We start from the raw sequence: 23795 nt of genomic DNA, 5'->3' as shown, positions 1-23795 counted from the left end.
AGTTGTGTCCGGTACTAGGGTAACCCGCCCTTCGTGAAGCGTTCAACCCCATTAGTCCGGCTTCCCCGCAGCGGGTGAATATCAGAGTAGAGAGCTTCAATGATGATAGGCCAAAAAGCCGTATCGAACCTCTGTCACTAAGATTCGATACGGCTCCCCGCATTTCCTGCTACTTTCTCAATTCCGCTTCAAAAGTTTGTTCCAGAGACGTAACGACAGGAATATGCACTGCATTAATCTCTTCATCCGTCAACGTATGCTCCCAGTGACGGTAGGTAAGAGAGATAGCTACGCTCTTCTTGTCTTCACCAAGCTTGCTGCCTGTAAATACATCAAACACCCGTGCATCCTGCAATAGCTCTCCGCCTGCCGCATGAATCACACGCAGCAATTCGCCTGCCTCGACGCTCTTATCCACCACAAGGGCAATATCGCGCTCCACGGACGGGAAGCGGGCCAGCTCTCTGAACTGAATGTGACTGTTGGCGTGTTCGATCAGCTGTTGCAACGCAATTTCCGCTACATACGTATCATTCAGCCCATAAGACTGTTGCAGCTCCGGATGGATCTGCCCGATGGTGCCGACTCGTTGGGAGGTTCCATTCACATCCAGCCATACGGAGGCAGAACGTCCCGGATGATAGCTTTGCGGCTGGTCAGCCACATAACGGATGCTTGCACCCAATCCGAAATAGCCGAATACGGTTTCCAATGCACCTTTAATATCAAAAAAATCGACTTTCTCAGCACCGATGTTCCATTGTTTTTCACGGCGTACGCCTGTCAGCAGCAGACTGAGCACTTGAATTTCCTGCGGCTGGCGGGTCAACGTTTGTTCCGCGGTATAAAATACAGTGCCTATTTCAAAAATCGCCAGATTTTCCTGCTTCCGGTTCATGTTATACACTGCTGTATCCAGCATTTGCGGAATAATGCTCGTACGCAGCACACTGCGGTCTTCGCTCATAGGCATCGCCAAACGTACCGGATGGCTTCCCTCTGTCAGCGCATTAAACAAACCTGCACTTTCCGGGTGCACAAACGAGTAACTGATCGTCTCTTGCCAGCCGCCATGGGCCAGCAATTTACGCATAGAACGACGCAGTGATTGCGATGCCGTCAAAGCACCCGGCGTCGTGGGTCCTTCAATCGGCGTCGTCGGAATATTGTCATAGCCATACAGACGGGCTACCTCTTCAATCAAATCCACATCGATGGTAATATCCCCGCGGCGTGTAGGCACTTCCACTTCCAACACACCTTGCTCCACGTCACCGCATCCGAAATGAAGTTTGCCGAAAATCGTTTTTACCTCAAGCAACGACAACTCTGTTCCCAAATACCGGTTCACTTTATCCAGCGACAGCTTGATAATCCGGCTTTCGGCCTTCGCAGAAACAGCTTCCACGATGCCTTGATGCACAGTGCCTCCTGCATAACGCTGAATCAGCGCAGCCGCACGGTTCACTGCAGGTACAACAGCACCCGGATCAACCTCTTTTTCAAAACGCAGGCTTGCTTCGGAACGAAGTCCAAGCTGACGGGACGTTTTGCGAACCGTACCGCCGTCAAACTTCGCGGATTCCAGCGCAATGCTGACCGTCGCATCCGTAACTTCAGAATTGGCTCCGCCCATCACCCCTGCCAGCGCAATCGGCTTCACGCCGTCTGTAATCAGCAGCATATGTGGCTCCAGCTTGCGCTCCTGATCGTCCAGCGTAACCAATGTTTCGCCTGCACGAGCGAGACGTACTTCGATGTTGCCATTTTCCAGCTTATCCGCATCAAAAGCATGCAACGGCTGACCGTATTCCAGCATGACATAGTTCGTAATATCCACGATGTTGTTGATCGGACGAACTCCCGCCGCCATTAGGCGGTTTTGAATCCACAGCGGAGAAGCTCCCACTTTTACACCCGTGATATAACGAGCGGCATAGTGCGTACACAGTTCAGGTGCATCCACCTTCACCGACAGATGATCTGCCGCCGCATCGCTGATTTCCACCAAATCCTTAGCCGGGTCAGCCAGCGAAATGTCACGCCCCAGAATCGCGCTCACTTCATAAGCCGCTCCGTGCATACTCAAGCAATCCGAACGGTTTGGTGTCAGATCAAAATCCAGCACCTGATCATCCAGCGCCAGCAGCTTCGTAATCGGCGTACCGATTTCAGCATCCTCGGGCAGCACCAGAATACCTTCCTGCAACTCTTTGGGCAACAGCTTGTCATTCATACCCAGTTCCTTAGCCGAGCAGATCATGCCCATGGATACGACACCGCGCAGCTTGGCCTTTTTAATCTGAAAATCTCCCGGCAGCTTCGCGCCCACAACGGCAACAGGAACCTTTTGCCCTACATCCACATTTTTGGCACCGCACACGATTTGCAGATCTTCCTCTTGTCCCGCATCGACAATACACACATTCAGCTTATCCGCATCAGGGTGTTTTTCCTTGCTTTTGACATAACCGACCACGACGCCTGTAATCCCTTTGTTCCGATGTTCGACCTCATCAATTTCAATGCCCGAACGGGTGATTTTCTCAGCCAGATCCTCCGCGCTCACCTGATCCAGCGACACATACTCGGATAGCCAATCGAATGATACTTTCATATGGGTTCACTTCCCTTGATATAGTTGTTTATTGACGCGCAAACTGCTTCAAGAATGACAGGTCGCTGTTATAAAAATGACGAATATCGTCAATTCCGTATTTCAAAATGGCAATCCGTTCTACACCCATACCGAATGCAAAGCCGCTATATACCTCGGGATCAAAACCGCCCATTTCCAGCACTTTCGGATGCATCATGCCACAGCCCAAAATTTCGATCCATACGCGCTCGCCATTTTTCTTTACAAAAGTCACGTCTACCTCAGCACTCGGCTCGGTAAACGGAAAGAAGCTTGGACGCAGACGGATTTCGGTCGATTCCCCGAACATTTCGCGTGCAAATTGCAGCAAGGTTCCTTTCAGATCACTCATGCGAATGCCTTTACCAACAACGATCCCTTCAATTTGGTGAAATTGGAAAGAATGCGTAGCATCGTCGTCATCACGTCGGAAAACCGTACCCGGACAAATGACCTTGATAGGTGTTTCGCCCTTCATCGCCTCCATTGCGCGAATCTGAACGGGTGACGTATGGGTACGCATCAACAGATCCTCGGTTAGATAGAACGAATCCTGCATATCCCGCGCCGGGTGATTTTTAGGCAGGTTCAACGCTTCAAAGTTATAATAATCCGTCTCAGCCTGTGGACCTTCTGCAACCCGGTAGCCCATACCTGTAAAAATATCCTCGATCTGCTCGATTACTTTGTTGAGTGGATGCAATCCACCTTGCGGCATTGTGCGTCCAGGCAGTGTAACATCGATCTTTTCCGCTTGCAGACGCTCATTCGTTTCTGCTTTGGTGAACTCGTCCTGTTTACGATTGACGACTTCTTCAATCGCCTCGCGCACTTCATTGGCTACTTGTCCAACAACTGGACGTTCTTCCGCGCTCAGCTTGCCCATACCGCGCAAAATTTCAGTCAGGGCACCCTTTTTACCCGAATATTTGACCCGCAGATCGGCCAGCTCCTTGGGCGTTGCCACCTTCTCCAATACTTCCAATGCTTCTTCCTTCAAGGCCAGCAAATGTTCCTTCATTTGGATGGTTTCGCTCATCGCCTGTTCAGTCCCCTTTCTTCATATCCAGCTTTTCAGACAACAAAAAAAGGTCCTTTCTCCCGGTAAGGGACGAAAAGACCGTGGTACCACCCTCGTTAGACAATCCTGCTCAGCACACCCCGCGCTTCGCCTTTCGACAATATCTGCCTTTCGACAGTACAGGTGTTATCCATGCTATGCATGATCATCTCGCTCTGCACGTTGTAACGGTCGTGAACCGGTATCCCCTACTTGCCCACTTGCCATCTACGGATAGCATGGGAGGTTCAAGGAACTGCTCCGGAGCGAACTTCAACAGCCCTGTTTTGCAGAAACGCTCTCAATCCTACGGCGCTTCCTCCCTGTTCAATCGGACACTGCCTACTCTTCTCCATCAAGACATTTTCAAATTTCGAACTATTGTTCATTATTATATGCAAACCCTCGCGCTTTGGCAAGCCGGGCATACGTTTCACCCATTTTCACACAGCAGTTTAATCCCACTGATCCAGTTTGGCACGAATACGCCTGATTTCTGACAGCAGTTCCTGATTTTCATCGTTCGGCCCAGCCGTACCCATCAGCTCCGTAAGGCGCAGCTGTAATCGCAGACGCTCCTCACGCTGCTCCTGATCCTCTGGTTCCCGTTGACGGTTCCGCTGTTCTTCCTGCTTTTCGTCGGCTGTTCCTTCGTAGATTTCATAGGTGCCTCCAGACTGCATATCAAGCAAACGGGTTGCCGTCCGGCGCACCAGCTCCCGGTCATGAGAGACAAGCACCAATGCCCCATCGTAACTGCGCAAAGACTCCTCTACAATCTCACGGGTTTCAATGTCAAAATAATTGGTTGGCTCATCCAGCACCAGCAGGTTGGCTCCACTAAAGTACAAACGTAGAAAGGCCACTCTGCATTTCTCACCCATACTGAGCGTCCCGATCCTCTTGAACACATCTTCTCTGGCAAAAAGAAAGCATCCCAGCACCGTTCTCGCTTCCGTCTGCGTCATGGTGGGGAGCGCAAGCAAGCTGTCCAGCAATGTCTGATTCTCTGGAAGCTGCTCCAGCTCCTGTGAGAAATATCCAATTTTTAGCTGTGGATTCGCTGTGATCTTTCCCTTATACGGCTCCAACTGTCCTGTTAACAGCCGCAGCAGCGTTGTTTTGCCAATTCCATTCGGACCCCGAACAGCCAGACGATCGCCACGTGTAATGTTCAGGTTGAGATCCTGCACAATGGTATTATGGTCGTCATACCTAAAATATACATGCTCGGCACGCAGAAAATATTTGGCCTGAAATCCGCTGTCACTTAATTTCATATGCAGAGACGCAGCTTCACGCGGCTGCTCAACCCGATTGGCCTCCAGCCGTTCCAGCTCCTTCTCCTTCGCATGATAACGGGAAATATTTTTATTAGCCTTGGCCTTGTAAAAGCTTTGCGTAATGCCCATTTCCACATTGGAAGCTGCCCGGTGCGCCTGATGGAACCATTCCCGGTAGTTTCGAATCGTCTCCTCCAATGCCTGCCGTGCCAGCTCCTGCTTCCGGTAGCTGGCTTCCTGCTCCCGCAGCTCCCGTTCCTTATGCGCCTTATATTCCGTATAGTCGCCCTTATAGCGTCGAATGCCGGTTGACGTCAGCTCGCAAATGCCTGTAGCTACTCGATCCAAAAAGGCTCTGTCATGCGATACAAACAGCAGCGTCCCAAGATATGTGGACAGCCACTGCTCCAGCCAGAGCAAGCCTTCGGCATCCAGATGGTTGATCGGTTCATCCAGCACCAGCAGCTTCGGCTGTCTGACCATCAATCCGGCTAACCGTACTCTGGTCTTCTGCCCTCCGCTCAGGTCACCATAGGCAACAGGCCACGTCTCAGCAGGCATTCCCATCCAGGTCAGCGCCTTTTCCACCTCGGACTCCCAAGCAAAACCTTGCAGCCGCTCATACTCATCCATCAGCTCGCCGTATTGCTCCAGTTGACGCTCTGTTCCCTCTCCCCTATGGGCAATTTCAGCCTCCAGTTGCTTCAGCGTCGTCTTCACTCGCCAATGCTCAGGACTGGCCTGCTGTGCCACCTCTAGTGCAGTTCGCGCGGATTGAATGGTATCCTGCTGCTTCAGCCAGCCCCGCTCCTCCAGCGGCAATTCATGCTCTACTTTACCTAAAGTCGGCGCCTCGTCGCCCAACAGTATGCGCAATAGCGTCGTTTTGCCTGCTCCATTTCTTCCGAACAGGGCGAGCCGCTCCCCCTCCGTCACATCCATGGACACATTCTCAAACAAAGACGTCCCGTTCCAATCCTTTATGACATTTCGAATACGCAAAATGGTTTTCATATGGTAATCATCCTTTCCCGGTCCGGTTTTCATCACCGGATGCAATAAAAAAAGCCGCAGAAGGCTGCGGCTTGCATACAAAGAATATAGAATGACTGCTATGAATCGTTTTAGAACATACGTTTATGAGAAAGAGAACCGTAAACGAAAAAAAGCATAATCCCGTTCCGGAGCAAACGTATACGTCCCAAACCTCATTTTCAGACACACCTCTCCCGTTGCAGCATACAGCCGCCTGCCAGTAACTGTGCAGTTTATGGGGAAAATCAGTGTCTTACTTCATCGGACGTATCGTTACCTTCCTTTTCACGGAATACTTGCTTGCAGCCAGTATAGCAGATCAGAACGTATTTGCAAATCATAATGCACGACAAAATTATTTTCCGAATACAAGGGTTGTATTGGACGAGCCTGCATATTTAGTGACAAAATCCTTGGTTTGTGTCATACGTCGAGCTATGGGCAAAATAAAAAACCCTTGCGTCACAAGGGTTTTTACTTTTTTACGCAAAGCGGGTGATGGGAATCGAACCCACGCTATCAGCTTGGAAGGCTGAAGTTCTACCATTGAACTACACCCGCACTTTAAAATATCTTAATTCATATGAATGACATCAACGAGCTGTTGTCAACCAGCAAAATCAGGATGTTATTTAGTATAGCTTACCTGCCTGTAAATTGCAAGTAAACTACATACCATCCTGAACCAGCCAATTCATAGGTTTGCGCAAAAACAGGTTTTCAAAAGATTCCGCCGAAATAGGCCGACTGAAATAATAGCCTTGCCCCTCATGGCAATCCTGAGCCTGTAAAAATTGGAGCTGACCCTCGTTTTCCACTCCTTCAGCTGTAACCTTTAGCTTCAAATGGTGGGCCATGGAGGCAATGGTCGACACAATAGCCGCATTTTTGCTGTCCACCAGCACCTCATTGACAAAGGAACGGTCAATTTTAAGTCGGTCAATCGGAAGATTTTTCAAATAATGCAACGAACTATAGCCTGTTCCAAAATCGTCGATACTGATTGCAACGCCAATGGCCTTTATGTTTTTCAGTTGCTCAAAGGCCCGATCCTTATCAAAAGTCATACTCTCTGTAATCTCCAGTTCCAGGTAGCACGGCTCCAGTCTCGTGCAGGTCAAAATGCCCCGGATCACATCCACGAGCTTTTTTTGCTGAAATTGGCGCATGGATAAATTCACTGATATCGGGATGGGCTGGTACCCTGCCTTCTGCCAACGCTTGTTTTGCAGGCAAGCCTCCCGCAGCACCCATTCCCCCAAAGGCATGATCAGACCGCTTTCTTCAGCCACCGGAATAAAATCTCCCGGCATCACCATTCCACGATGAGGATGGTTCCAACGCACCAGTGCCTCCAAGCTCGTCAGTTCACCGCTCTTCAAGTGAACACGCGGTTGATACACCAGTGAAAACTCTTTATTTTCAAGCCCACGCCGCAAATCATTTTCCAATTGGAGCCTTTCCTGCGCCCGCATCTGCATGACACTGGTATACCGCTTAAAATTCACTCCCTGCTCCTTGGCATTATGGACAGCGGTATCCGCATGCTGTATGAGCTTCTCACCCTGAGTGGCATCCACAGGATATAAAGCTATCCCTATACTCACCATCACATGATAGTACTCACCATTAATTTCAAAAGGCTGCTCAAACAGCTTTACCATATCATCAATACGATTTTTCATAGCATCTATATCCTGATAGCCTGTGAGAAGAAACGCAAACTCATCTCTGCCCATACCGAAAACATCCTCGCCTTCACAGCAAAAATGCTCCAAGCGTTCTCCCACCGCATACAGCAAATAATTCCCTGCCATATGCCCCAACGAATCGTTAATGGTTTTGAATCGGTCAATGTTCAATATTAAAAGAGCTGCCGTCTCATCGGGTTTTAATGGATTGCTCAGAGATTGCTCCAGACGTTGTAAAAGACGCCGACGATTCGGTAGCCCTGTGATATCATCATAATAGGCTATGTAATTAAATTCAGATTCTGCCGCCTTCTTTTCCTGGTATGGAACAAGGACCATGAGCCGAACCAAGCCGCTTAGCAGATCATAAAACGCAATAGCATTCATCACAAGTCCCATAAGCTGATTTATATCACTCATTTGCCGGGAGAACAAATAAAACAACTGGCTCACGATACACAGCCCAATCCCGCGAAGCATAAGAAAATTACCAAAATCTGGAGATGGATGCCGCAAATATTTGCGTACACCCAAAATAAAATAGGATACAAGCAGAAACAGGATAACCCAGTTCAACATCCACCCCAGGTTGTCCATCTCATGTCTTACACCCAGATCGGGTAAGTGCGGCCCGTATATCTGAATGGTCCCCAGGATCAGCAAAGTAAAACTTATACCTGTCCATAAAGCGGTTTTCCTGTATCCTGATTTGGCTTTTTTAAAGGGGGAAGAGCAAATGACTATAAGCATAATAGAGGTAAAGACACGGTTCACATAAAGAAGCCACAGCGAAATACCCGGAGACAAAACAAAATCCGTCAGGCTAATAAAACTAAACGAGAGGATATGAATAAGGTAAAGAAGTCCTGCCACCAGAAATGTGGGCGCGATGAGAAGTCTCTGCCAGGATAACTGCTCTAGCAAAACCGACCAGGATTGATAAAAAATAGAGAAACAGATCGCTCCACAGACGAATCCAGCAATGGGATATAGCAAGAAAAAAACATTATAAGAGTATAGCTTATTCAAGGTTTCATAAAGTAACTGAACCAAGACAAACAGAGCTAGCGCAGCAATGCCGATGCCTAACGTTTTCTTTACTTCCAGCTGTGTAATCATTCAGCCTATTCAGCCCCCTGCATATCGGAAATTCCGATCATCTAAGACGTTTGACAGCTTTGGAAGCCGTTTTTTAAGTCTATAGTATCAAAAATAAATATGGATTCTGGTACATAATAACATTTAATCTGTGAAAGGTGAATCATTTTTTAGTTTTATATTCATTATTTCATTTTCATATTTACGCAAATTAATAAGCTTACAACACCAAAAAAAGCGCATCATCTTTTCAGATCCTGCGCTCTATCTGTTCTTTTTCAAATGAGTGATACCTATACTCCAGTACTGTAAGAACACAAAAGAATCCGTAGCTACTACACCCCTTTGTGAAAGTCCCAGCACACTAAACTACAGGGAGCGTGATTTTAAACTGTGTCCCCTTTCCATGTGTACTGTCTACATGAATAAAGCCTCCGTGATTTTTGATGATCCGATAGCTCACTGCCAATCCCAAGCCGGTACCGCTTTCTTTCGTTGTAAAAAATGGGTCAAATAAACGTGATAATGTATTGTGATCCATTCCCAAACCGTTATCTTCAATGCAAATATGGACATACGAGCCTTCCAGCACTGTATGTATATCAATGCATCCCTTACGGTCCTCTCCGATACCTTCGATGGCATCCATTGCATTTTTGATCATATTGAGAATGACCTGCTTAATTTGCTTTACATCAATCGACACCTTCATGAGCGTACTATTTTCATCCAGTGCGATTTGACAACCCTTCATCAGCGCCTCGCTTTCGGTCAGCATCACAACCTCTTTCAGCAGACCCATCACAGGTACAGCCGTTTTTTGCGGAGCTGAAGGCTTGGACGAATTCAGAAACTCATAAATAATGTCGTTCGCGCGATCTATCTCTGTCAATATTATACGAGCATACTCATCTCTTCCCAGCTCCACCAGATGCGGCCGCAATAATTGAATAAAACCCCGAATAGCGGTAAGCGGGTTACGGATTTCATGAGCGATTGAGGCGGAAATGCGTCCTAACATCGCGAGCTTGTCATTTTGATACGCCGTCTGCTCAATTTGCTTATAATCCGACACATCCTTGACACTGAACAAAAAATCGCCATCCATCTGATCCCCGTAGGTCACTGTAATCAGCCAATGCCGACCATATTCATCAATCAGCTCATGATAGCGCTTTCTATGAAAGATGGTCTCTTTGTATATCTGCATAATTTTCTTCTTCTTAAATCGGCTTAACTCGGGATGATGCAAAATTTGCATCAAGTTGCGGCCTGCCAGCGAACTACGCGGCAGTTCCAGCAGTTTGGCCATTTGCACGTTAATAAAGGTCAGTACACCGTCACTGTCAAACAGCATGATACCACTATCCAGGTTCTCCAGCACATTTTCATACTTGTTATTGGCGATCTGTGTGGGAGGACAAGCTCCCACGGTATCAAGCAAGGCTTCTTGGAATTCACTGATCATGCCAGGCTTCCCCCTTGTTTCGGAATGATAAACTGGCCGTATCGGACGCTTAACATTTTTTGAAGAAGAGAAAGACATCATCTATCGACTACCCTTCAACGGTTAGAAAACAGATTCATAAAATCCCGGTCATCTCTTTCCAATTGAAAGTCTAATTTTATGATAGACAAGACTTAGGATTCCAGTCAATCGGAAAAAGTGTCGAATTCACATTTTTATCCTGTTTTCTTTCGTCATAATATCTACGCAACATTACCAAAAACGAAATAATAAGTTAGGAATAAGCGCCCTACACACCAAAAAAGCTCTCTAGGTGTGAGAGCTTCTTTGGTGTGTAGGATGTCAACTGCCGCTCTTATTGTGCTGAAGCCGAGAGCGTCTCTGGCTCATAACAGCCAGTCTTCTCTTGAGCTCTCCCTGCCATTTTTCATCGTTCATCTGCTTTGCTACCGTCAATAAATCCAGAGACATGTCAATTTGGCGCTTCACAATTTCAAACGCATCTTCACTCTCTCGATTCACACAATTCTCAAATATCGTATCATCATCTTCCATGACGTAGTCCTGAAAATCAATCTCGCTTGCCCCGTCTCCATGTGCATACTCCGCCAAAATTTCATACTCATTCTCGACTTTATAATGGACCTCAATGCGACGACATACCGGGCAAAACAGCAAAGGAACATTATGAACTTGGGTGCGGTAATGCTTCAGCGTTCCCTTGGTTCCTACCATGCTTGCTCCACAGCAATAACTCATCCGGGCTCAGCCTCCTCTGAACAAAACCTGTTCCGCCTTGTTTATCCTCTATGTTACCTTATTCGCTTTCACCAGTCGAAATTCCTCCAAAACACAGTAACATTTCCACAATTATTTCTTATTTCATCCTGTACTGTTCACTTCAAACACACACAATTATAAAATCTTTTCCTGCATAACATAGGCAAGCAAGCCCCCAATGTCGGTAAAAAACCGCTTGTTGGGGGCTTGCAAGTTTAATGTTCAACTTCTTCTGAAGTTTGTATTACAGGTTCTTGTCGCCTGGTCTCCAGTTCATTGCGCACAAGCCGCCAGATTGCAAAGCTTGCAGTACACGCAATGTTTCTTCTACACTACGACCTACGTCGTTGTGATTAACCACTTGATATTTCAATTCGCCTTCAGGATCAATGATGAACAAACCGCGCAATGCAATTCCTTCTTCTTCGATCAGGACGCCATAATCGCTTGCTGTTTTTTTCGTGATATCAGAAGCCAACGGGAAGTTCAGTTTGCCCAATCCGTTGTTTTCTTTTGCTGTGTTGATCCATGCTTTGTGGCTGTGTACGGAGTCTACACTGATACCCAGAATTTCAGTATCCAGCTCTTTAAATTGGTCAGCAGCATCGCTCAATGCTGTGATTTCTGTTGGGCACACAAAAGTGAAATCCAGTGGATAGAAGAAGAACACGAGCCATTTGCCACGGTAATCGGAAAGCTTCACCGAACCAAATTCTTGACCGTCCCCAGTCACTGTTTCCAATGCAAAATCAGGTGCGGGTCTTCCTACCAATCTTTCTGCCATAATATGAAATCCTCCTTTTAAAATATGTAAGAAAAACACCAAATATGTTTTCCTCAATCATCTGTATTGTATTAAAACAACCTACTTGATAAATGTTATCATTCGCAGAAATCAAAGTCAATATTGTAACCATTACTTTTTTAGAATTATTTTAAACTAGGTTTTGAAAATTCACAATTTATACACATTCACCAGGTTGTACACTTCCGGATATAACAGCAGCCCCTGATGGCTCAGGAGCTGCTGTATCATGCACTTGCTGTATAATCAGCTACCTTGTTTCAAGGAAGCCTCTAAGCTTTTATCGAATAGCCGCTGCAATCAGATCACCCATTTGGGTTGTCGAGATGGCCTTGGATTTATCCACCGCGATATCGGCTGTGCGATGTCCGGCATCCAGTACCTCAGCGACCGCCTTTTCAATGGCATCAGCAGCTTTCTCATATGCAAAGGTCATACGGAACATTAAAGCAACGGACAGGATGGTTGCAATCGGGTTGGCCAGTCCTTGACCCGCAATGTCCGGTGCCGAGCCGTGGACCGGCTCGTACAGACCGAAGCTGCCTTCCCCGAGAGAAGCGGAGGACAGCATACCGATGGACCCGGTCAGCATAGCCGCTTCATCACTAAGGATATCGCCAAACATATTTTCCGTCACGATGACGTCAAAGCTGGACGGCCGACGCAGCAATTGCATTGCGCAGTTATCAACCAGCACATGCTCCAGCTCAACATCCGGATAGTCTACTGCGACCCGGTTAACCACTTCACGCCACAAACGGGAAGTTTCCAGCACGTTGGCCTTGTCCACCGATGCGAGCTTTTTGCGACGCTTTTGGGCAATCTCGAAAGATTGGCGAACAATGCGCTCCACTTCCATTACATTGTATGCGCATGTATCGACAGCTTCCTCACCCTGAGGACTTTCACGTCTGAACTTCTCACCGAAGTAAATGCCGCCCGTCAGCTCGCGCACAACGATCAGATCCGTTCCTTCCAGCACTTCAGGCTTCAGTGTCGATGCGTCCTTGAGACAGTCGAAGACGACAGCCGGACGAAGATTAGAGAACAGGCCCAGCTCTTTGCGTATACCCAGCAGTCCTGTTTCAGGGCGAAGCTCCTTCGGATTGTTATCCCACTTGGGACCACCTACGGCTCCCAACAGTACGGCATCTGCAGATTGGCAGACAGCCAGCGTTTCTTGGGGCAATGGTGTACCCTTCTCATCAATTGCAATTCCACCGAACAGTGCATGCTCCGTTTCAAATGAATGGCCAAACACTTCCTCCGTACGCTTCAAAATTTTCTCTGCCTCAGCGACCACTTCCGGTCCGATTCCGTCCCCAGCTATTACCGCAATCTTTTTCACGTCTGCCATCACGTACACTCCTCTTATTTTACAGCCTTACGGGCGTATTATTTATACCTTCTTTGTAACATATATGGCAGGGCTTTGACCAAGATATAGAATCTATCAATTTAATAGGCTTAGCCTATAAGCTGAAAATCTGTAATACGTCAAAACAAAACAGGACCGGAAACACCCGATCCTGTAAACTCCAAATGGCTTGATTCGCAGCCATTAGGACTTATAATCTACACGATTGCTGTAGTTTTTACGCTTGTCGATCAAGCCATTCAATGCATCCACATAAGCGCGGGCACTTGCTTCCAGAATGTCAGTGCTTACCCCACGTCCCTGTACAGACAGATCGTTTTGGGTCAACACGACATGCACTTCACCCAGAGCATCCTTACCTTGGGTAACAGACTTGATCGAGTAATCCGAAAGAACGACTACCTCACTGCTGGCTTGGTCAATCGCATTGTAAATCGCATCCACCGAGCCGTTCCCTTCAGCTTCCGTCTCAATAACCTGACCTTCGTCGGTAACCAAACGTACCTTGGCGGAAGGTGTAGCCTCGTTGCCATATGTTACGAAAATCGTTTCCAGCTTGAAGACTTCCGGTGAATCGGCCAGTTTTTCTTCCAGTAGTGCCAGGATATCATCATCCGATACTTCTTTCTTCCTATCAGCCAAATCCTTGAACTGTCCGAAAGAGCGGTTCAGCTCCTCCTCGCTCAATTCGTAGCCCAACTCGATCAAGCGTTCGCGGAAAGCATGGCGACCGGAATGCTTGCCCAGTACCAGCTTGCTCTCCTTCAGACCAATACTTTCTGGCGTCATGATTTCGTAGGTCGTTTTTTCCTTCAACATGCCATCCTGGTGAATACCCGATTCATGTGCAAAAGCATTCGCTCCAACAATCGCCTTGTTACCCGGCACAACCATGCCCGTTAGGCGACTGACCATACGGCTTGTACGTGCAATCTCGGACAGTTGCAGAGACGTTTTGACCTGGAAAAATTCCTGTCTCGTCTCCAGTGCCATTGCGATTTCCTCAATAGCGGTATTTCCGGCGCGTTCACCGATACCGTTAATGGTGCCCTCAATCTGATCCGCCCCGTTCAGGATCGCAGCCAGTGTATTGGCCGTAGCCATTCCCAGGTCGTTGTGACAATGTGCGCTCAGTTGAACCTTTTCCACATCAACCACATTCTCCTTAACATGCTTGAAAATGTTGCCGTATTCATAGGGTGTCAAGTAACCCACGGTATCCGGAATATTGACGACAGACACACCTTCCTGTACAGCCATGGTGACCATTTCCACCACAAAATCAAGCTCTGTACGACCTGCATCCTCCAGAGAAAATTCTACCTTTGGCAAATATTTTAACCCGTAACGAATGGCTGAACGAGCGGTTTCTAATACCTGTGCCTTCTCCATCCGCAGCTTATGCTGACGGTGAATCGGAGAGGTTGCCAAAAAGATATGGATACATGGGTCCTGAGCTCCCTTAAGTGCCTCGCGGACCGCATCAATATCCTGTTCCCTCGCACGTGAAAGACCAATAACCGTTGAATTTTTGACAGCCTTGGCAACTGCATTGACAGCAGCCAGGTCGCCCGGAGAAGCAGCCGGGAACCCAGCTTCCATACGGTCAATACCCAGTTTTTCCAACTGATGGGCGATCTCTACTTTCTCACGGGTATTCAAGTTCACACCAGGTGACTGTTCTCCGTCTCTCAACGTTGTGTCAAATATATATATTTTGCGCAACCTAACGCACCTCCCTCAGGATAGAAGCATTAAATTACAATGCGGCTCACGCAATAAGCAGGGCCGCATTGTAATATTACATTATGAATGAATCATATTGTCGAACTCGTTGTACAAAAAGATCTTATTTTTTGATCCAGTGCATCATTTCGCGCAATTGTCCGCCCACCACTTCAATCGGATGGTTAGCTTCATTACGGCGAGTAGCCGTCAGGAATGCACGTCCGGATTGATTTTCAAGGATAAAGTCACGAGCAAATTTACCTTGTTGAATGTCAGTCAATACGTCCTTCATTGCTTTCTTTGTATCTTCTGTTACGATACGTGGTCCAGTTACATAGTCGCCATATTCCGCTGTGTTACTGATGGAATCGCGCATTGTTGCCAATCCGCCTTCATACATCAGGTCAACGATCAGCTTAAGCTCATGCAAGCATTCGAAGTAAGCCATCTCAGGAGCATATCCTGCTTCAGTCAACGTTTCAAAGCCCGCTTTTACGAGTGCGCTCACGCCGCCACACAATACCGCTTGCTCACCAAACAGATCTGTTTCCGTTTCTTCACGGAAGGAGGTTTCGATCACGCCTGCACGTGTACAGCCAATACCCTTGGCATAAGCAAGACCGATTTCTTTCGCTTGACCTGTTGCATCCTGCTCGATTGCGATCAGACCCGGTACGCCAAAGCCTTCTACATAGGTACGACGTACCATATGACCAGGGGATTTTGGAGCAACCAGCAGTACATCGCTATCTTTAGGAGCAACGATTTGTCCGAAATGAACGTTGAAGCCATGGGAGAATAAAAGCGCTGCACCTTTTTTCAGGTTAGGTTCAATTTCATTTTTGTATACGGAAGCTTGTGTTTCATCTGGCAACAAAATTTGAACCACATCTGCACGGCTTGTTGCATCAGCCACGTTCAGAACTTCAAAACCGTCGTTTCTTGCAACATCTGCCGATTTGCCTTCACGCAAACCGATAACAACATTCAGACCACTATCACGCAAGTTTTGTGCTTGAGCATGTCCTTGGCTACCGTAACCGATAACGGCAACTGTTTTTCCTTTCAATACGCTGAGCTCTGCATCTTTTTCGTAGTACGTTGTAACTGCCATGGTTAATTTCCTCCTTTTAATTGGACCCTTCATAATGAGCGGGTACTCCAAGAGACTCTGCCTCGTTACCCAAAATTTGAAAATCTCTTCGAGTCCCCGCTCTTATGCGGGCGGTTCTTTATTGATGTAATGCGCTATAAGCGGTAATTCGTTAAAGCTCCGTATTAAGCATTGCCACGTATCATGGCCGTAACCCCGGTTCGGGTCAGCTCACGAATACCGTAAGGCTTCAACAGCTCGATCATGGCATCAATTTTTTCGGTATCACCAATGACCTGAACAATCAAGCTCGTCGTTCCAACATCAACTACGGCTGCTCTGAACGTTTCCACGACGCCCATAATTTCTGGCCGCTGAGGTGGTTCTGCCTTCACCTTTATCATCGCCAACTCCCGTGCAACCATCGGCTTGGAGCTAAGATCAATAACCTTGATGACATCAACCAGCTTGTAAAGCTGCTTCTCGATCTGCTCCAGATTGTTCTTATCTCCTATAGTCACAATGACCATACGAGATAATCCCGCTTCCTCCGATTGACCCACGGTAATGCTCTCAATGTTAAAGCCACGGCGACCGAACAGGCCGGACACACGCTGCAAAACGCCGGGATGATCATTTACCAGTACAGCAATGGTATTTTTAGTCGTCATTTTACTCGTCCCCCATCAGCATTTGATCAATCGTCGAACCTTGCGTCACCATCGGATATACATTCTCTTCCTTGCTGACCACAAACTCGACAACGACCGGTCCGGGTGTATCAAGCGCCTCCTGCCAAGCCCGACGTGCCTCTTCCTTATTCGTAGCACGCAGTCCTTTTACGCCATATGCCTCAGCCAGCTTCACAAAATCCGGGCTTCCGGCCAGATCAATATGGCTATAGCGATTGTCATAGATCAATTCCTGCCATTGTCGAACCATCCCCAGCACCTGATTGTTGATAATTACGATTTTGACCGGGATGTTATTGATTGCACAAATGGCCAGCTCCTGCGAACACATCTGCATGCCGCCGTCTCCGTTAATCGAGATAACCAGTCTGTCGGGATTTGCCATCTGAGCACCGATCGCGGAAGGGAAACCAAATCCCATCGTCCCCAGCCCACCGGATGTTACCCATGAGCGCGGCTGATTGAATTTATAATACTGCGCCGCCCACATTTGATGCTGACCCACGTCCGTCGTTACGATTGCGCCGCCTTTGGTCGTTTCATCCAGCAGCTCGACAACCCATTGTGGCTTAAGCACTGTATCCGAATCCTTATAAGAATAAGGCTTCTCATTTTTCCATTGTTGAATTTGTGCTCTCCACGCATCCGCTTGATTCGCACGTTTCACATCCTGGTTCAGCAATTCCAGTACCGCCTTCACATCCCCTACAATCGGAATATCTGTCGGTACGTTTTTGCCGATTTCAGCAGGATCAATATCAATATGAACGATTTTGGCGTGAGGAGCAAAGCCGTCCAGCTTGCCTGTCACCCGGTCATCAAAGCGGGCACCGATACAGATTAGCAAATCCGACTGTTGAATCGCCAGATTGGAGGTGTACGTTCCGTGCATCCCCGGCATTCCCGTCCACAATTCATGACCACTTGGGAAACCGCCCAATCCCAGCAATGTTGTCGTAATCGGAATTTCCGTTTTGCGAACAAACTCGTAAAGTGCCTCGTGTCCGCCGGAGTATACAACCCCGCCACCTGCCAGAATAAATGGGCGTTTTGCTTCAGCAATAGCCTGAGTCAGCTTGTCTAGCTGTATTTTGTTTGGCAATACCTTCGGGTTATAACCTCGCATGGTCACAGGTCCCGTTTGCGGAACAAATAGCGTTTGGGCTGCCGATATATCCTTCGGAATATCAATCAGTACCGGACCCTTGCGACCCGTGTTGGCAATATGGAATGCCTCATGAATGATTCGCGGCAGATCCTCTACATCTCTTACCAGATAGCTGTGCTTCGTAATCGGCATCGTGATTCCCGTAATATCGGCTTCCTGAAAAGCATCTGTGCCGATTAGAGAGGATATAACGTTGCCTGTGATGACCACTAACGGCACCGAATCCATAAAGGCCGTCGCAATACCAGTTACCAGATTAGTTGCTCCAGGTCCGGAAGTCGCGATACAGACGCCCACTTTACCGCTGGCACGTGCGTAACCATCCGCCGCATGAATGGCTCCTTGCTCGTGACGGGTGAGGACATGCTTGAAATCCTCAAAGCCGTACATGGCATCATAAATGTAAAGCACTGCACCACCGGGGTATCCGAAGACACAATCTACTCCCTCCAGCAACAGGCTACGGAGCAAAATTTCCGAACCTGTAATCACTTCAGGTTTCATCCACTTTTCACGTAATTCATCGGTTGACCGAACTTCAGGAATTTGTGCACTCATTGGTCATCCTCCTTTACAAAATTTACATACATCTGACATTTGTAAAAACAAAAAAACCTTCCATCCCTAGAACAGACTTGCTGTTACTGAGGGACGAAAGGCTATAGCTTCCGTGGTACCACCCGTATTTGCCCGATATTTCGCAATATCGAACCTTGGCAGGTACAGAAATCACAAGGGATCTCCATATCTGGCGTCTGTAACGTAGACCGTACGATTTTCCCTAATAGGTGATTCAGCGCACCGCTAAATATCATCGGGCCCAAATACTTTTCAGGAAAACAGCTCCAAGGTGAGCTCGTTAAAAAGGGATTTTGGTGAAGCTTGCAGCTAATGCCTCACTCTCTGAACAAAAGAGCCCTAATCACTTCGTCCTTTTCATTGCCGTTGAGTTCATGTCATTCTTTCAAATGTTTAGACACATTATATGTCCCCCATCTAGGATAGTCAATACCCAGATTTCATAAAAATTTATGTTTTTTCTCCGGGGTACCTCTGAATCGCACGCTTGCAAGAGGTATCCGCATATTATAAAAAAGACCACACGGCGAGACTGTGCGCACCTCCAAAGCTGCGTCTTGCCTGCTAAAAGGGTGGAAAAGGAGGCCCGCTTATGATCCGCAAACGCAGCGCCCAGGATGACAGCATGATCCTTCGCCTGATTGAGCAAGAGCTTGTTCCCCTATCGCATTTAAGCGCACAAGAAATGGACCAAATTCGTAAAGAATTACCCCGGCGCTTAAACCGGGGCATCACTTTTGTCGCTTGCAGGCCAGATAATGCGAAGCCTGTCGGCTTCATTCATGTTATGCTGCATGGAGAGCTGCTATATATTGATTTGATCGCAATCTCTTCGTCTTATCAAGGCCAGCGCTACGGAAAAAAACTGCTGGAGCATGCCGAGCAATACGGACGTCTACGACGCTGCAAGCGAGCAAAAGTCATGGTAGACGAAGACAATATCCGTGGAATCCGCTTTTATCTGCGCAACCAGTACCAAATGCTACGATACGTCTCCCTGAGCCGATGCCATGAACTTGAAAAGGCATTGTGAAAATGTACCTTCTACATCTCATAATCCCATTAGCCTAGAATACATTGGGGTAAGACGGATAACCTGATCCGGGGTATCCCCCATCTGTATATGGGCCGTACTGAGGGGCACCGTATCCCGGACCGCCATATCCTGGTCCCCCATAACCTGCTCCGTAACCGCCATATGCACCAATGTAAGGAGCCGTGCCGATGGCAAGCAAGTCAAACAGCACCAGGGGAATAATCGCCTTCGTCTTTACTTTTTTCTTACGGTTTGGCTGAAGAATCAGTCGGTTACCCGAAATGCGAATCAGCTTGCCGCTGACTTGGGAACCATCCTTGCGAGTAGCCAGAATGACTTTACCGACAAGCTTCTCCACCTGCTTTCTGGTTACTGCCTGTTTCATCGTATTTCCTCCTTCTTTCTCAACGAATGGACAGATTGAACGGCTCCTTGATAGCTCACCGCCACCACAAAACAGACTGGAGCTGACAGGGGCCGAGCGTCGTCCAATCTGCATAACACAGTCTATTCCATCCATGCCAGAAGCGTATGTTTAAATGCCTGCACAACCTAAAAAAATCCGGTACCTGCGAATGCAGATACCGGATTTGCGAACAAATACAATTTTCAGATTTCAAAACAAACAGTGTTTAGCTGCCCATATACTATTAGCGATTGCTTGGATCATAGAGCTGACCCAAAGCAGCCGGAGCACGCGAACGCCCTACAGCCACTACCAGAACAATAATCGTCAGGAGATACGGCAGCATAAAAATAATTTCCTGGGGAATACTTTGCGACCATGCGAACAACTGCACATAGTTGCGAATGGCCTGAGAAAAGCCAAAAAACACAGCTGCGCCAAAAGCGCCGAGCGGATTCCATTTTCCGAAAATCATAGCGGCAATGGCAATATATCCTTGACCGGATACCGTATTATGCGAAAACATATTTGTCGTCGTCAAGGTGATCGTAGCTCCGCCAATACCAGCCAACGCACCGCTGATCATGACCCCGATATAACGCAGCCGATTTACCTTGATACCAACGGTATCCGCAGCGCCTGGATGCTCACCCACAGAACGCAACCGCAAGCCGAACGGCGTTTTATACAATGTAAAATATCCAATAATGACTAATAATATGGCCAAATAGGTCGTCGGATAGGCTTGGAAAAAGGCTTTTCCCAAAATCGGAATATCTACTAGATAGGGAATGGATATTTCGCTAAACCCCTGAATTCGCCCAGTATCGCCATCACCCTCAAATAAAAGCTTAACCATGTATAGCGTACTGCCTGCCGCCAAAAAGTTGATAACAATCCCGCTAATGACCTGATCGGCTTTAAACGTAATTGAGGCTACAGCATGAATCAACGAAACCAGAATACCGAATACCGCCGCCGACAGCACACCTACCCAAGCCGCAGAGGTTCCCCCCAGTCCTGCTTGTTCCGCATAAAATCCGCCTACACCCGCTGCAAACGCCCCGAACACCATAAGACCTTCCAGACCGAGGTTCGTTACACCGGATTTTTCCGAAAAAACTCCGCCGAGAGACGCAAATATAATCGCTGTCGCAAAAACGAGCGTTGTATGGATTAATTCACCAAGTGTTAACCAACTCATTTTACAACACCTTCTCTTTCTTCCGCTTGGAGTAGAGCGGCTTTACAACCCAACGTACAATTCCCTGGGCTGCAATAAAGAAAATAATCGAGCCGATGACAATCCGAATAATTTCGGGCGGCACATCCGCGCTAAAGCTCATCCCCGCAGAACCATACGTGAGCGTTCCGAACAAAACAGAGCCCAGCAGCACACCAAACGGATTATTCATCCCAATGAGCGCTACCGCGATACCATCAAAGCCGGTTCCCGGCGATCCTGCCATGACGGATTGATAATGGAATACACCCAGCACTTCAAAGGCACCCGCCAAGCCGGCAAAAACACCACTAATGAACATCGCTTTTACGATATTGCGATTCACACTCATACCTGCATAGCGGGATGCGTCCTGATTAAATCCGACAGCACGCAACTCGTAGCCTTGTTTGGTTTTCCACAAGAAAATATAGAAAAACACTGCTGCCAGCACAGCAATGACGGTTCCCCAATGAACCCGGGCATTTCCCATCATCTGTGACAGCCATTCAATCGAAATCGAAGCGGAAGGCAGAATATCCACGGAACGATTTTCACCTTCCATGAGTGCGAACTGGTTAATCACCAGGTTAGCCAAATACAGACCAATCCAGTTCATCATAATACAGGTGATAACCTCATTAACGCCACGCTTGGCCTTCAAATAGCCAGCAATTGCAGCCCATAGACCCCCGAATACCGCCCCGGCAATGATCGCCAGCGGCGCATGTATAATAGCAGGCAGTCCATGCAGCTTGATGCCCACAATCGAAGCAGCCGTCATACCCACCAGAAATTGACCTTCACCGCCGATATTAAACAATCCGGCACGAGCCGCAAAAGCAAATGCCAATCCTGTCAAAATCAGTGGAGTCATTTCACGGATAGCCTCACCAAAGTTGTATGAGTCTCCGTACACACGGCTAAATAGTGCAGAATATGCAACAATGGGATCGTAGCCGCCAATCAGCATCACGACAGCCCCCAGAAGAAGCCCCAAAATAATAGAGACCAGCGCCAGAACAAAGGAGTCTTTTGTAAATATTTTCAATAGGTTAGCCATTCTCTACTCCTTTCTTCACTGCACTTCCGGCCATCATCAATCCCAATTCCTGATCATTCGTTTCTTCCGGCAGCACTTCCCCGACAATCTTGCCTTCATACATGACAGCAATTCGGTCGGATACATTCATAATTTCATCCAACTCAAAGGAAATGAGCAATACTGCTTTGCCTTGATCCCGCTGGGCAATCAGTTGTTTCTGGACAAACTCAATCGCTCCAACATCCAACCCACGTGTAGGCTGGGCCGCAATGAGCAGGTCTGGGTTTTTATCGATTTCACGCGCAATGATTGCCTTTTGCTGATTACCGCCGGATAACGCTCTTGCCTTGGTATGAATATCCGGTGTTCTCACATCAAATTTCTCAATGAGACTTTTCGCCTGCTTATCAATAGCCTCTTTGTTCAAAAAGCCGTTTTTACTGTAAGGAGCCTGATAGTACGTCTCCAGAACCATGTTTTCGCTCATGGAAAAATCAAGTACCAACCCGTGCTTATGCCGATCCTCCGGGATATGCGAAACGCCTGCCTCTGAAATTTTACGTGGCGACTGATTCGTCATTTCTTGTCCGAGCAATCGGATGTGTCCGCCATCGACCTTACGTAGACCAGTCAAAGCTTCAATCAGCTCACTCTGTCCATTGCCATCCACTCCGGCGATTCCTAAAATCTCACCTGCCTTGACTTGCAGGTTCAGCTCATTGAGAACACTAATGCCATCCTTGTTTTTAGAGACCACTTGGCTCATTTCCAGCACGGTTTGTCCCGGCTGGGCAGCCTGCTTGTCCACTTTAAAGGACACACGGCGACCTACCATTTTCTCCGCCAGATCATTCGGCGTCGTTTCCGATGTCTTGACCGTGTTAATAACCTGACCCCGGCGAATAATCGTAACTGTATCTGCAATTTGCATGATTTCTTTAAGTTTATGAGTGATCAGAATAATCGACTTGCCTTCAGCTACCAGACGCTTCATAATGTCCAGCAGCTCAATAATTTCCTGTGGAGTCAGTACCGCTGTCGGCTCGTCAAAGATCAGGATATCTGCGCCACGATAAAGCGTTTTTATAATTTCCACACGTTGCTGCATACCGACAGATATATCTTCTATTTTGGCATTCGGATTCACCTGAAGGCCATACTGCTCAGACAATCGCTGTACTTCGGCGGCAGCCTTTTTATAATTGATTTTCAGACCTTTGCGTGGCTCCGAGCCCAGGACAATATTTTCGGTGACAGTAAACGGCTGCACGAGCTTAAAATGCTGATGCACCATGCCAATCCCCAAATCAATCGCCTTATTGGGGCTAGCAATCTGTACTGGTTTTCCACCGATTTCTATCGATCCTTCATCCGGCTGATACAGTCCGAAAAGAATATTCATAAGCGTAGATTTACCCGCACCATTCTCACCCAAAAGGGCATGAATTTCTCCCTTATGCAGCTTGATGCTGATGGAGTCGTTGGCAACGATGCCGGGGAATCGTTTTGTAATTTGCTTTAACTCAACGACGGGGGTCGCTGCATCCATGAGATCACCCTTATATACTTTATAGTATGTGCTCTAATGAG

Annotated in this window: 17 protein-coding genes and 1 tRNA gene; 1 reads left to right on the top strand and 17 read right to left on the bottom strand. The window is 47.6% G+C overall.

From position 1 onward, the window contains the following. Nucleotides 1-169: 169 nt before the first annotated feature. The 13 genes from pheT to ilvB all read right to left on the bottom strand — a co-directional run bounded on the left by pheT (nucleotide 170) and on the right by ilvB (nucleotide 18475). Nucleotides 170-2617: a phenylalanine--tRNA ligase subunit beta gene (gene pheT / locus ACIFO6_RS12450; protein ID WP_430040954.1), complete on the bottom strand. Its 2448-nt coding sequence runs from the start codon at nucleotides 2615-2617 to the stop codon at nucleotides 170-172. Nucleotides 2618-2645: 28 nt separating this feature from the next. Continuing rightward, a complete protein-coding gene (gene pheS / locus ACIFO6_RS12445) occupies nucleotides 2646-3677 on the bottom strand; it encodes a phenylalanine--tRNA ligase subunit alpha (RefSeq protein WP_430040953.1) in 1032 nt (343 codons plus the stop codon). Nucleotides 3678-4153: 476 nt separating this feature from the next. Continuing rightward, entirely contained in the window at nucleotides 4154-5995 is a 1842-nt protein-coding gene (gene abc-f, locus ACIFO6_RS12440; RefSeq protein ID WP_430040952.1) for a ribosomal protection-like ABC-F family protein, read from the bottom strand. A 511-nt stretch (nucleotides 5996-6506) separates the two neighbouring features. Continuing rightward, nucleotides 6507-6577: transfer RNA gene (locus tag ACIFO6_RS12435), tRNA-Gly, on the bottom strand. A 107-nt stretch (nucleotides 6578-6684) separates the two neighbouring features. Continuing rightward, nucleotides 6685-8826: a putative bifunctional diguanylate cyclase/phosphodiesterase gene (locus ACIFO6_RS12430; RefSeq protein ID WP_430040951.1), complete on the bottom strand. Its 2142-nt coding sequence runs from the start codon at nucleotides 8824-8826 to the stop codon at nucleotides 6685-6687. A gap of 343 nt (nucleotides 8827-9169) precedes the next feature. Next, nucleotides 9170-10273, bottom strand: coding sequence for an ATP-binding protein (locus ACIFO6_RS12425; protein WP_430040950.1), 1104 nt, complete (start codon nucleotides 10271-10273; stop codon nucleotides 9170-9172). Between the two features lie 342 nt (nucleotides 10274-10615). Beyond that, on the bottom strand, nucleotides 10616-11032 hold the full coding sequence (locus ACIFO6_RS12420; RefSeq protein WP_064963921.1) for a hypothetical protein: 417 nt from the start codon (nucleotides 11030-11032) through the stop codon (nucleotides 10616-10618). Between the two features lie 265 nt (nucleotides 11033-11297). Continuing rightward, a complete protein-coding gene (locus ACIFO6_RS12415) occupies nucleotides 11298-11837 on the bottom strand; it encodes a peroxiredoxin (protein ID WP_430040949.1) in 540 nt (179 codons plus the stop codon). Nucleotides 11838-12138: 301 nt separating this feature from the next. Beyond that, nucleotides 12139-13215 (bottom strand): 3-isopropylmalate dehydrogenase, encoded by a 1077-nt coding sequence (gene leuB, locus ACIFO6_RS12410; RefSeq protein ID WP_430040948.1) that lies wholly within the window; start codon nucleotides 13213-13215, stop codon nucleotides 12139-12141. A gap of 204 nt (nucleotides 13216-13419) precedes the next feature. Then, nucleotides 13420-14961: a 2-isopropylmalate synthase gene (locus ACIFO6_RS12405; protein ID WP_430040947.1), complete on the bottom strand. Its 1542-nt coding sequence runs from the start codon at nucleotides 14959-14961 to the stop codon at nucleotides 13420-13422. A gap of 124 nt (nucleotides 14962-15085) precedes the next feature. Continuing rightward, nucleotides 15086-16078 (bottom strand): ketol-acid reductoisomerase, encoded by a 993-nt coding sequence (ilvC, locus tag ACIFO6_RS12400; RefSeq protein ID WP_014280566.1) that lies wholly within the window; start codon nucleotides 16076-16078, stop codon nucleotides 15086-15088. A 164-nt stretch (nucleotides 16079-16242) separates the two neighbouring features. Next, the gene (gene ilvN, locus ACIFO6_RS12395; RefSeq protein ID WP_430040946.1) at nucleotides 16243-16728 is read right to left on the bottom strand and encodes an acetolactate synthase small subunit; all 486 of its coding nucleotides are present in this window, start codon (nucleotides 16726-16728) and stop codon (nucleotides 16243-16245) included. A gap of 1 nt (nucleotide 16729) precedes the next feature. Continuing rightward, a complete protein-coding gene (ilvB, locus tag ACIFO6_RS12390; protein ID WP_430040945.1) occupies nucleotides 16730-18475 on the bottom strand; it encodes a biosynthetic-type acetolactate synthase large subunit in 1746 nt (581 codons plus the stop codon). A gap of 613 nt (nucleotides 18476-19088) precedes the next feature. Between ilvB and ACIFO6_RS12385 the strand changes: the two genes are divergently transcribed. Further along, complete coding sequence (locus tag ACIFO6_RS12385; protein ID WP_430040944.1) at nucleotides 19089-19529, top strand: GNAT family N-acetyltransferase; 441 nt, start codon at nucleotides 19089-19091, stop codon at nucleotides 19527-19529. 34 nt (nucleotides 19530-19563) lie between these two features. Here the strand turns inward: ACIFO6_RS12385 and ACIFO6_RS12380 are convergent, their stop codons facing one another. The 4 genes from ACIFO6_RS12380 to ACIFO6_RS12365 all read right to left on the bottom strand — a co-directional run bounded on the left by ACIFO6_RS12380 (nucleotide 19564) and on the right by ACIFO6_RS12365 (nucleotide 23754). Further along, entirely contained in the window at nucleotides 19564-19917 is a 354-nt protein-coding gene (locus ACIFO6_RS12380; RefSeq protein ID WP_430040943.1) for a hypothetical protein, read from the bottom strand. A 265-nt stretch (nucleotides 19918-20182) separates the two neighbouring features. After that, nucleotides 20183-21142 (bottom strand): ABC transporter permease, encoded by a 960-nt coding sequence (locus ACIFO6_RS12375; RefSeq protein WP_430040942.1) that lies wholly within the window; start codon nucleotides 21140-21142, stop codon nucleotides 20183-20185. 1 nt (nucleotide 21143) lies between these two features. Beyond that, complete coding sequence (locus ACIFO6_RS12370) at nucleotides 21144-22223, bottom strand: ABC transporter permease (protein ID WP_430040941.1); 1080 nt, start codon at nucleotides 22221-22223, stop codon at nucleotides 21144-21146. Beyond that, the gene (locus ACIFO6_RS12365; RefSeq protein ID WP_430040940.1) at nucleotides 22216-23754 is read right to left on the bottom strand and encodes an ABC transporter ATP-binding protein; all 1539 of its coding nucleotides are present in this window, start codon (nucleotides 23752-23754) and stop codon (nucleotides 22216-22218) included. The genes ACIFO6_RS12370 and ACIFO6_RS12365 overlap by 8 nt, the downstream gene beginning before the upstream one ends. Between the last annotated feature and the right edge of the window lie 41 nt (nucleotides 23755-23795).

The organism is Paenibacillus sp. NRS-1781 (assembly GCF_050467745.1).
In the GTDB taxonomy this organism is placed as follows: Bacteria; Bacillota; Bacilli; order Paenibacillales; family Paenibacillaceae; genus Paenibacillus; species Paenibacillus terrae_A.
This window is presented reverse-complemented; position numbering and strand designations above follow the sequence as displayed.

Coding starts and splice junctions, on each gene's coding strand:
- pheT (WP_430040954.1), bottom strand. CDS start 2,617: ATGAAAGTATCATTCGATTGGCTATCCGAGTATGTGTCGCTGGATCAG.
- pheS (WP_430040953.1), bottom strand. CDS start 3,677: ATGAGCGAAACCATCCAAATGAAGGAACATTTGCTGGCCTTGAAGGAA.
- abc-f (WP_430040952.1), bottom strand. CDS start 5,995: ATGAAAACCATTTTGCGTATTCGAAATGTCATAAAGGATTGGAACGGG.
- ACIFO6_RS12430 (WP_430040951.1), bottom strand. CDS start 8,826: ATGATTACACAGCTGGAAGTAAAGAAAACGTTAGGCATCGGCATTGCT.
- ACIFO6_RS12425 (WP_430040950.1), bottom strand. CDS start 10,273: ATGATCAGTGAATTCCAAGAAGCCTTGCTTGATACCGTGGGAGCTTGT.
- ACIFO6_RS12420 (WP_064963921.1), bottom strand. CDS start 11,032: ATGAGTTATTGCTGTGGAGCAAGCATGGTAGGAACCAAGGGAACGCTG.
- ACIFO6_RS12415 (WP_430040949.1), bottom strand. CDS start 11,837: ATGGCAGAAAGATTGGTAGGAAGACCCGCACCTGATTTTGCATTGGAA.
- leuB (WP_430040948.1), bottom strand. CDS start 13,215: ATGGCAGACGTGAAAAAGATTGCGGTAATAGCTGGGGACGGAATCGGA.
- ilvC (WP_014280566.1), bottom strand. CDS start 16,078: ATGGCAGTTACAACGTACTACGAAAAAGATGCAGAGCTCAGCGTATTG.
- ilvN (WP_430040946.1), bottom strand. CDS start 16,728: ATGACGACTAAAAATACCATTGCTGTACTGGTAAATGATCATCCCGGC.
- ilvB (WP_430040945.1), bottom strand. CDS start 18,475: ATGAGTGCACAAATTCCTGAAGTTCGGTCAACCGATGAATTACGTGAA.
- ACIFO6_RS12385 (WP_430040944.1), top strand. CDS start 19,089: ATGATCCGCAAACGCAGCGCCCAGGATGACAGCATGATCCTTCGCCTG.
- ACIFO6_RS12380 (WP_430040943.1), bottom strand. CDS start 19,917: ATGAAACAGGCAGTAACCAGAAAGCAGGTGGAGAAGCTTGTCGGTAAA.
- ACIFO6_RS12375 (WP_430040942.1), bottom strand. CDS start 21,142: ATGAGTTGGTTAACACTTGGTGAATTAATCCATACAACGCTCGTTTTT.
- ACIFO6_RS12370 (WP_430040941.1), bottom strand. CDS start 22,223: ATGGCTAACCTATTGAAAATATTTACAAAAGACTCCTTTGTTCTGGCG.
- ACIFO6_RS12365 (WP_430040940.1), bottom strand. CDS start 23,754: ATGGATGCAGCGACCCCCGTCGTTGAGTTAAAGCAAATTACAAAACGA.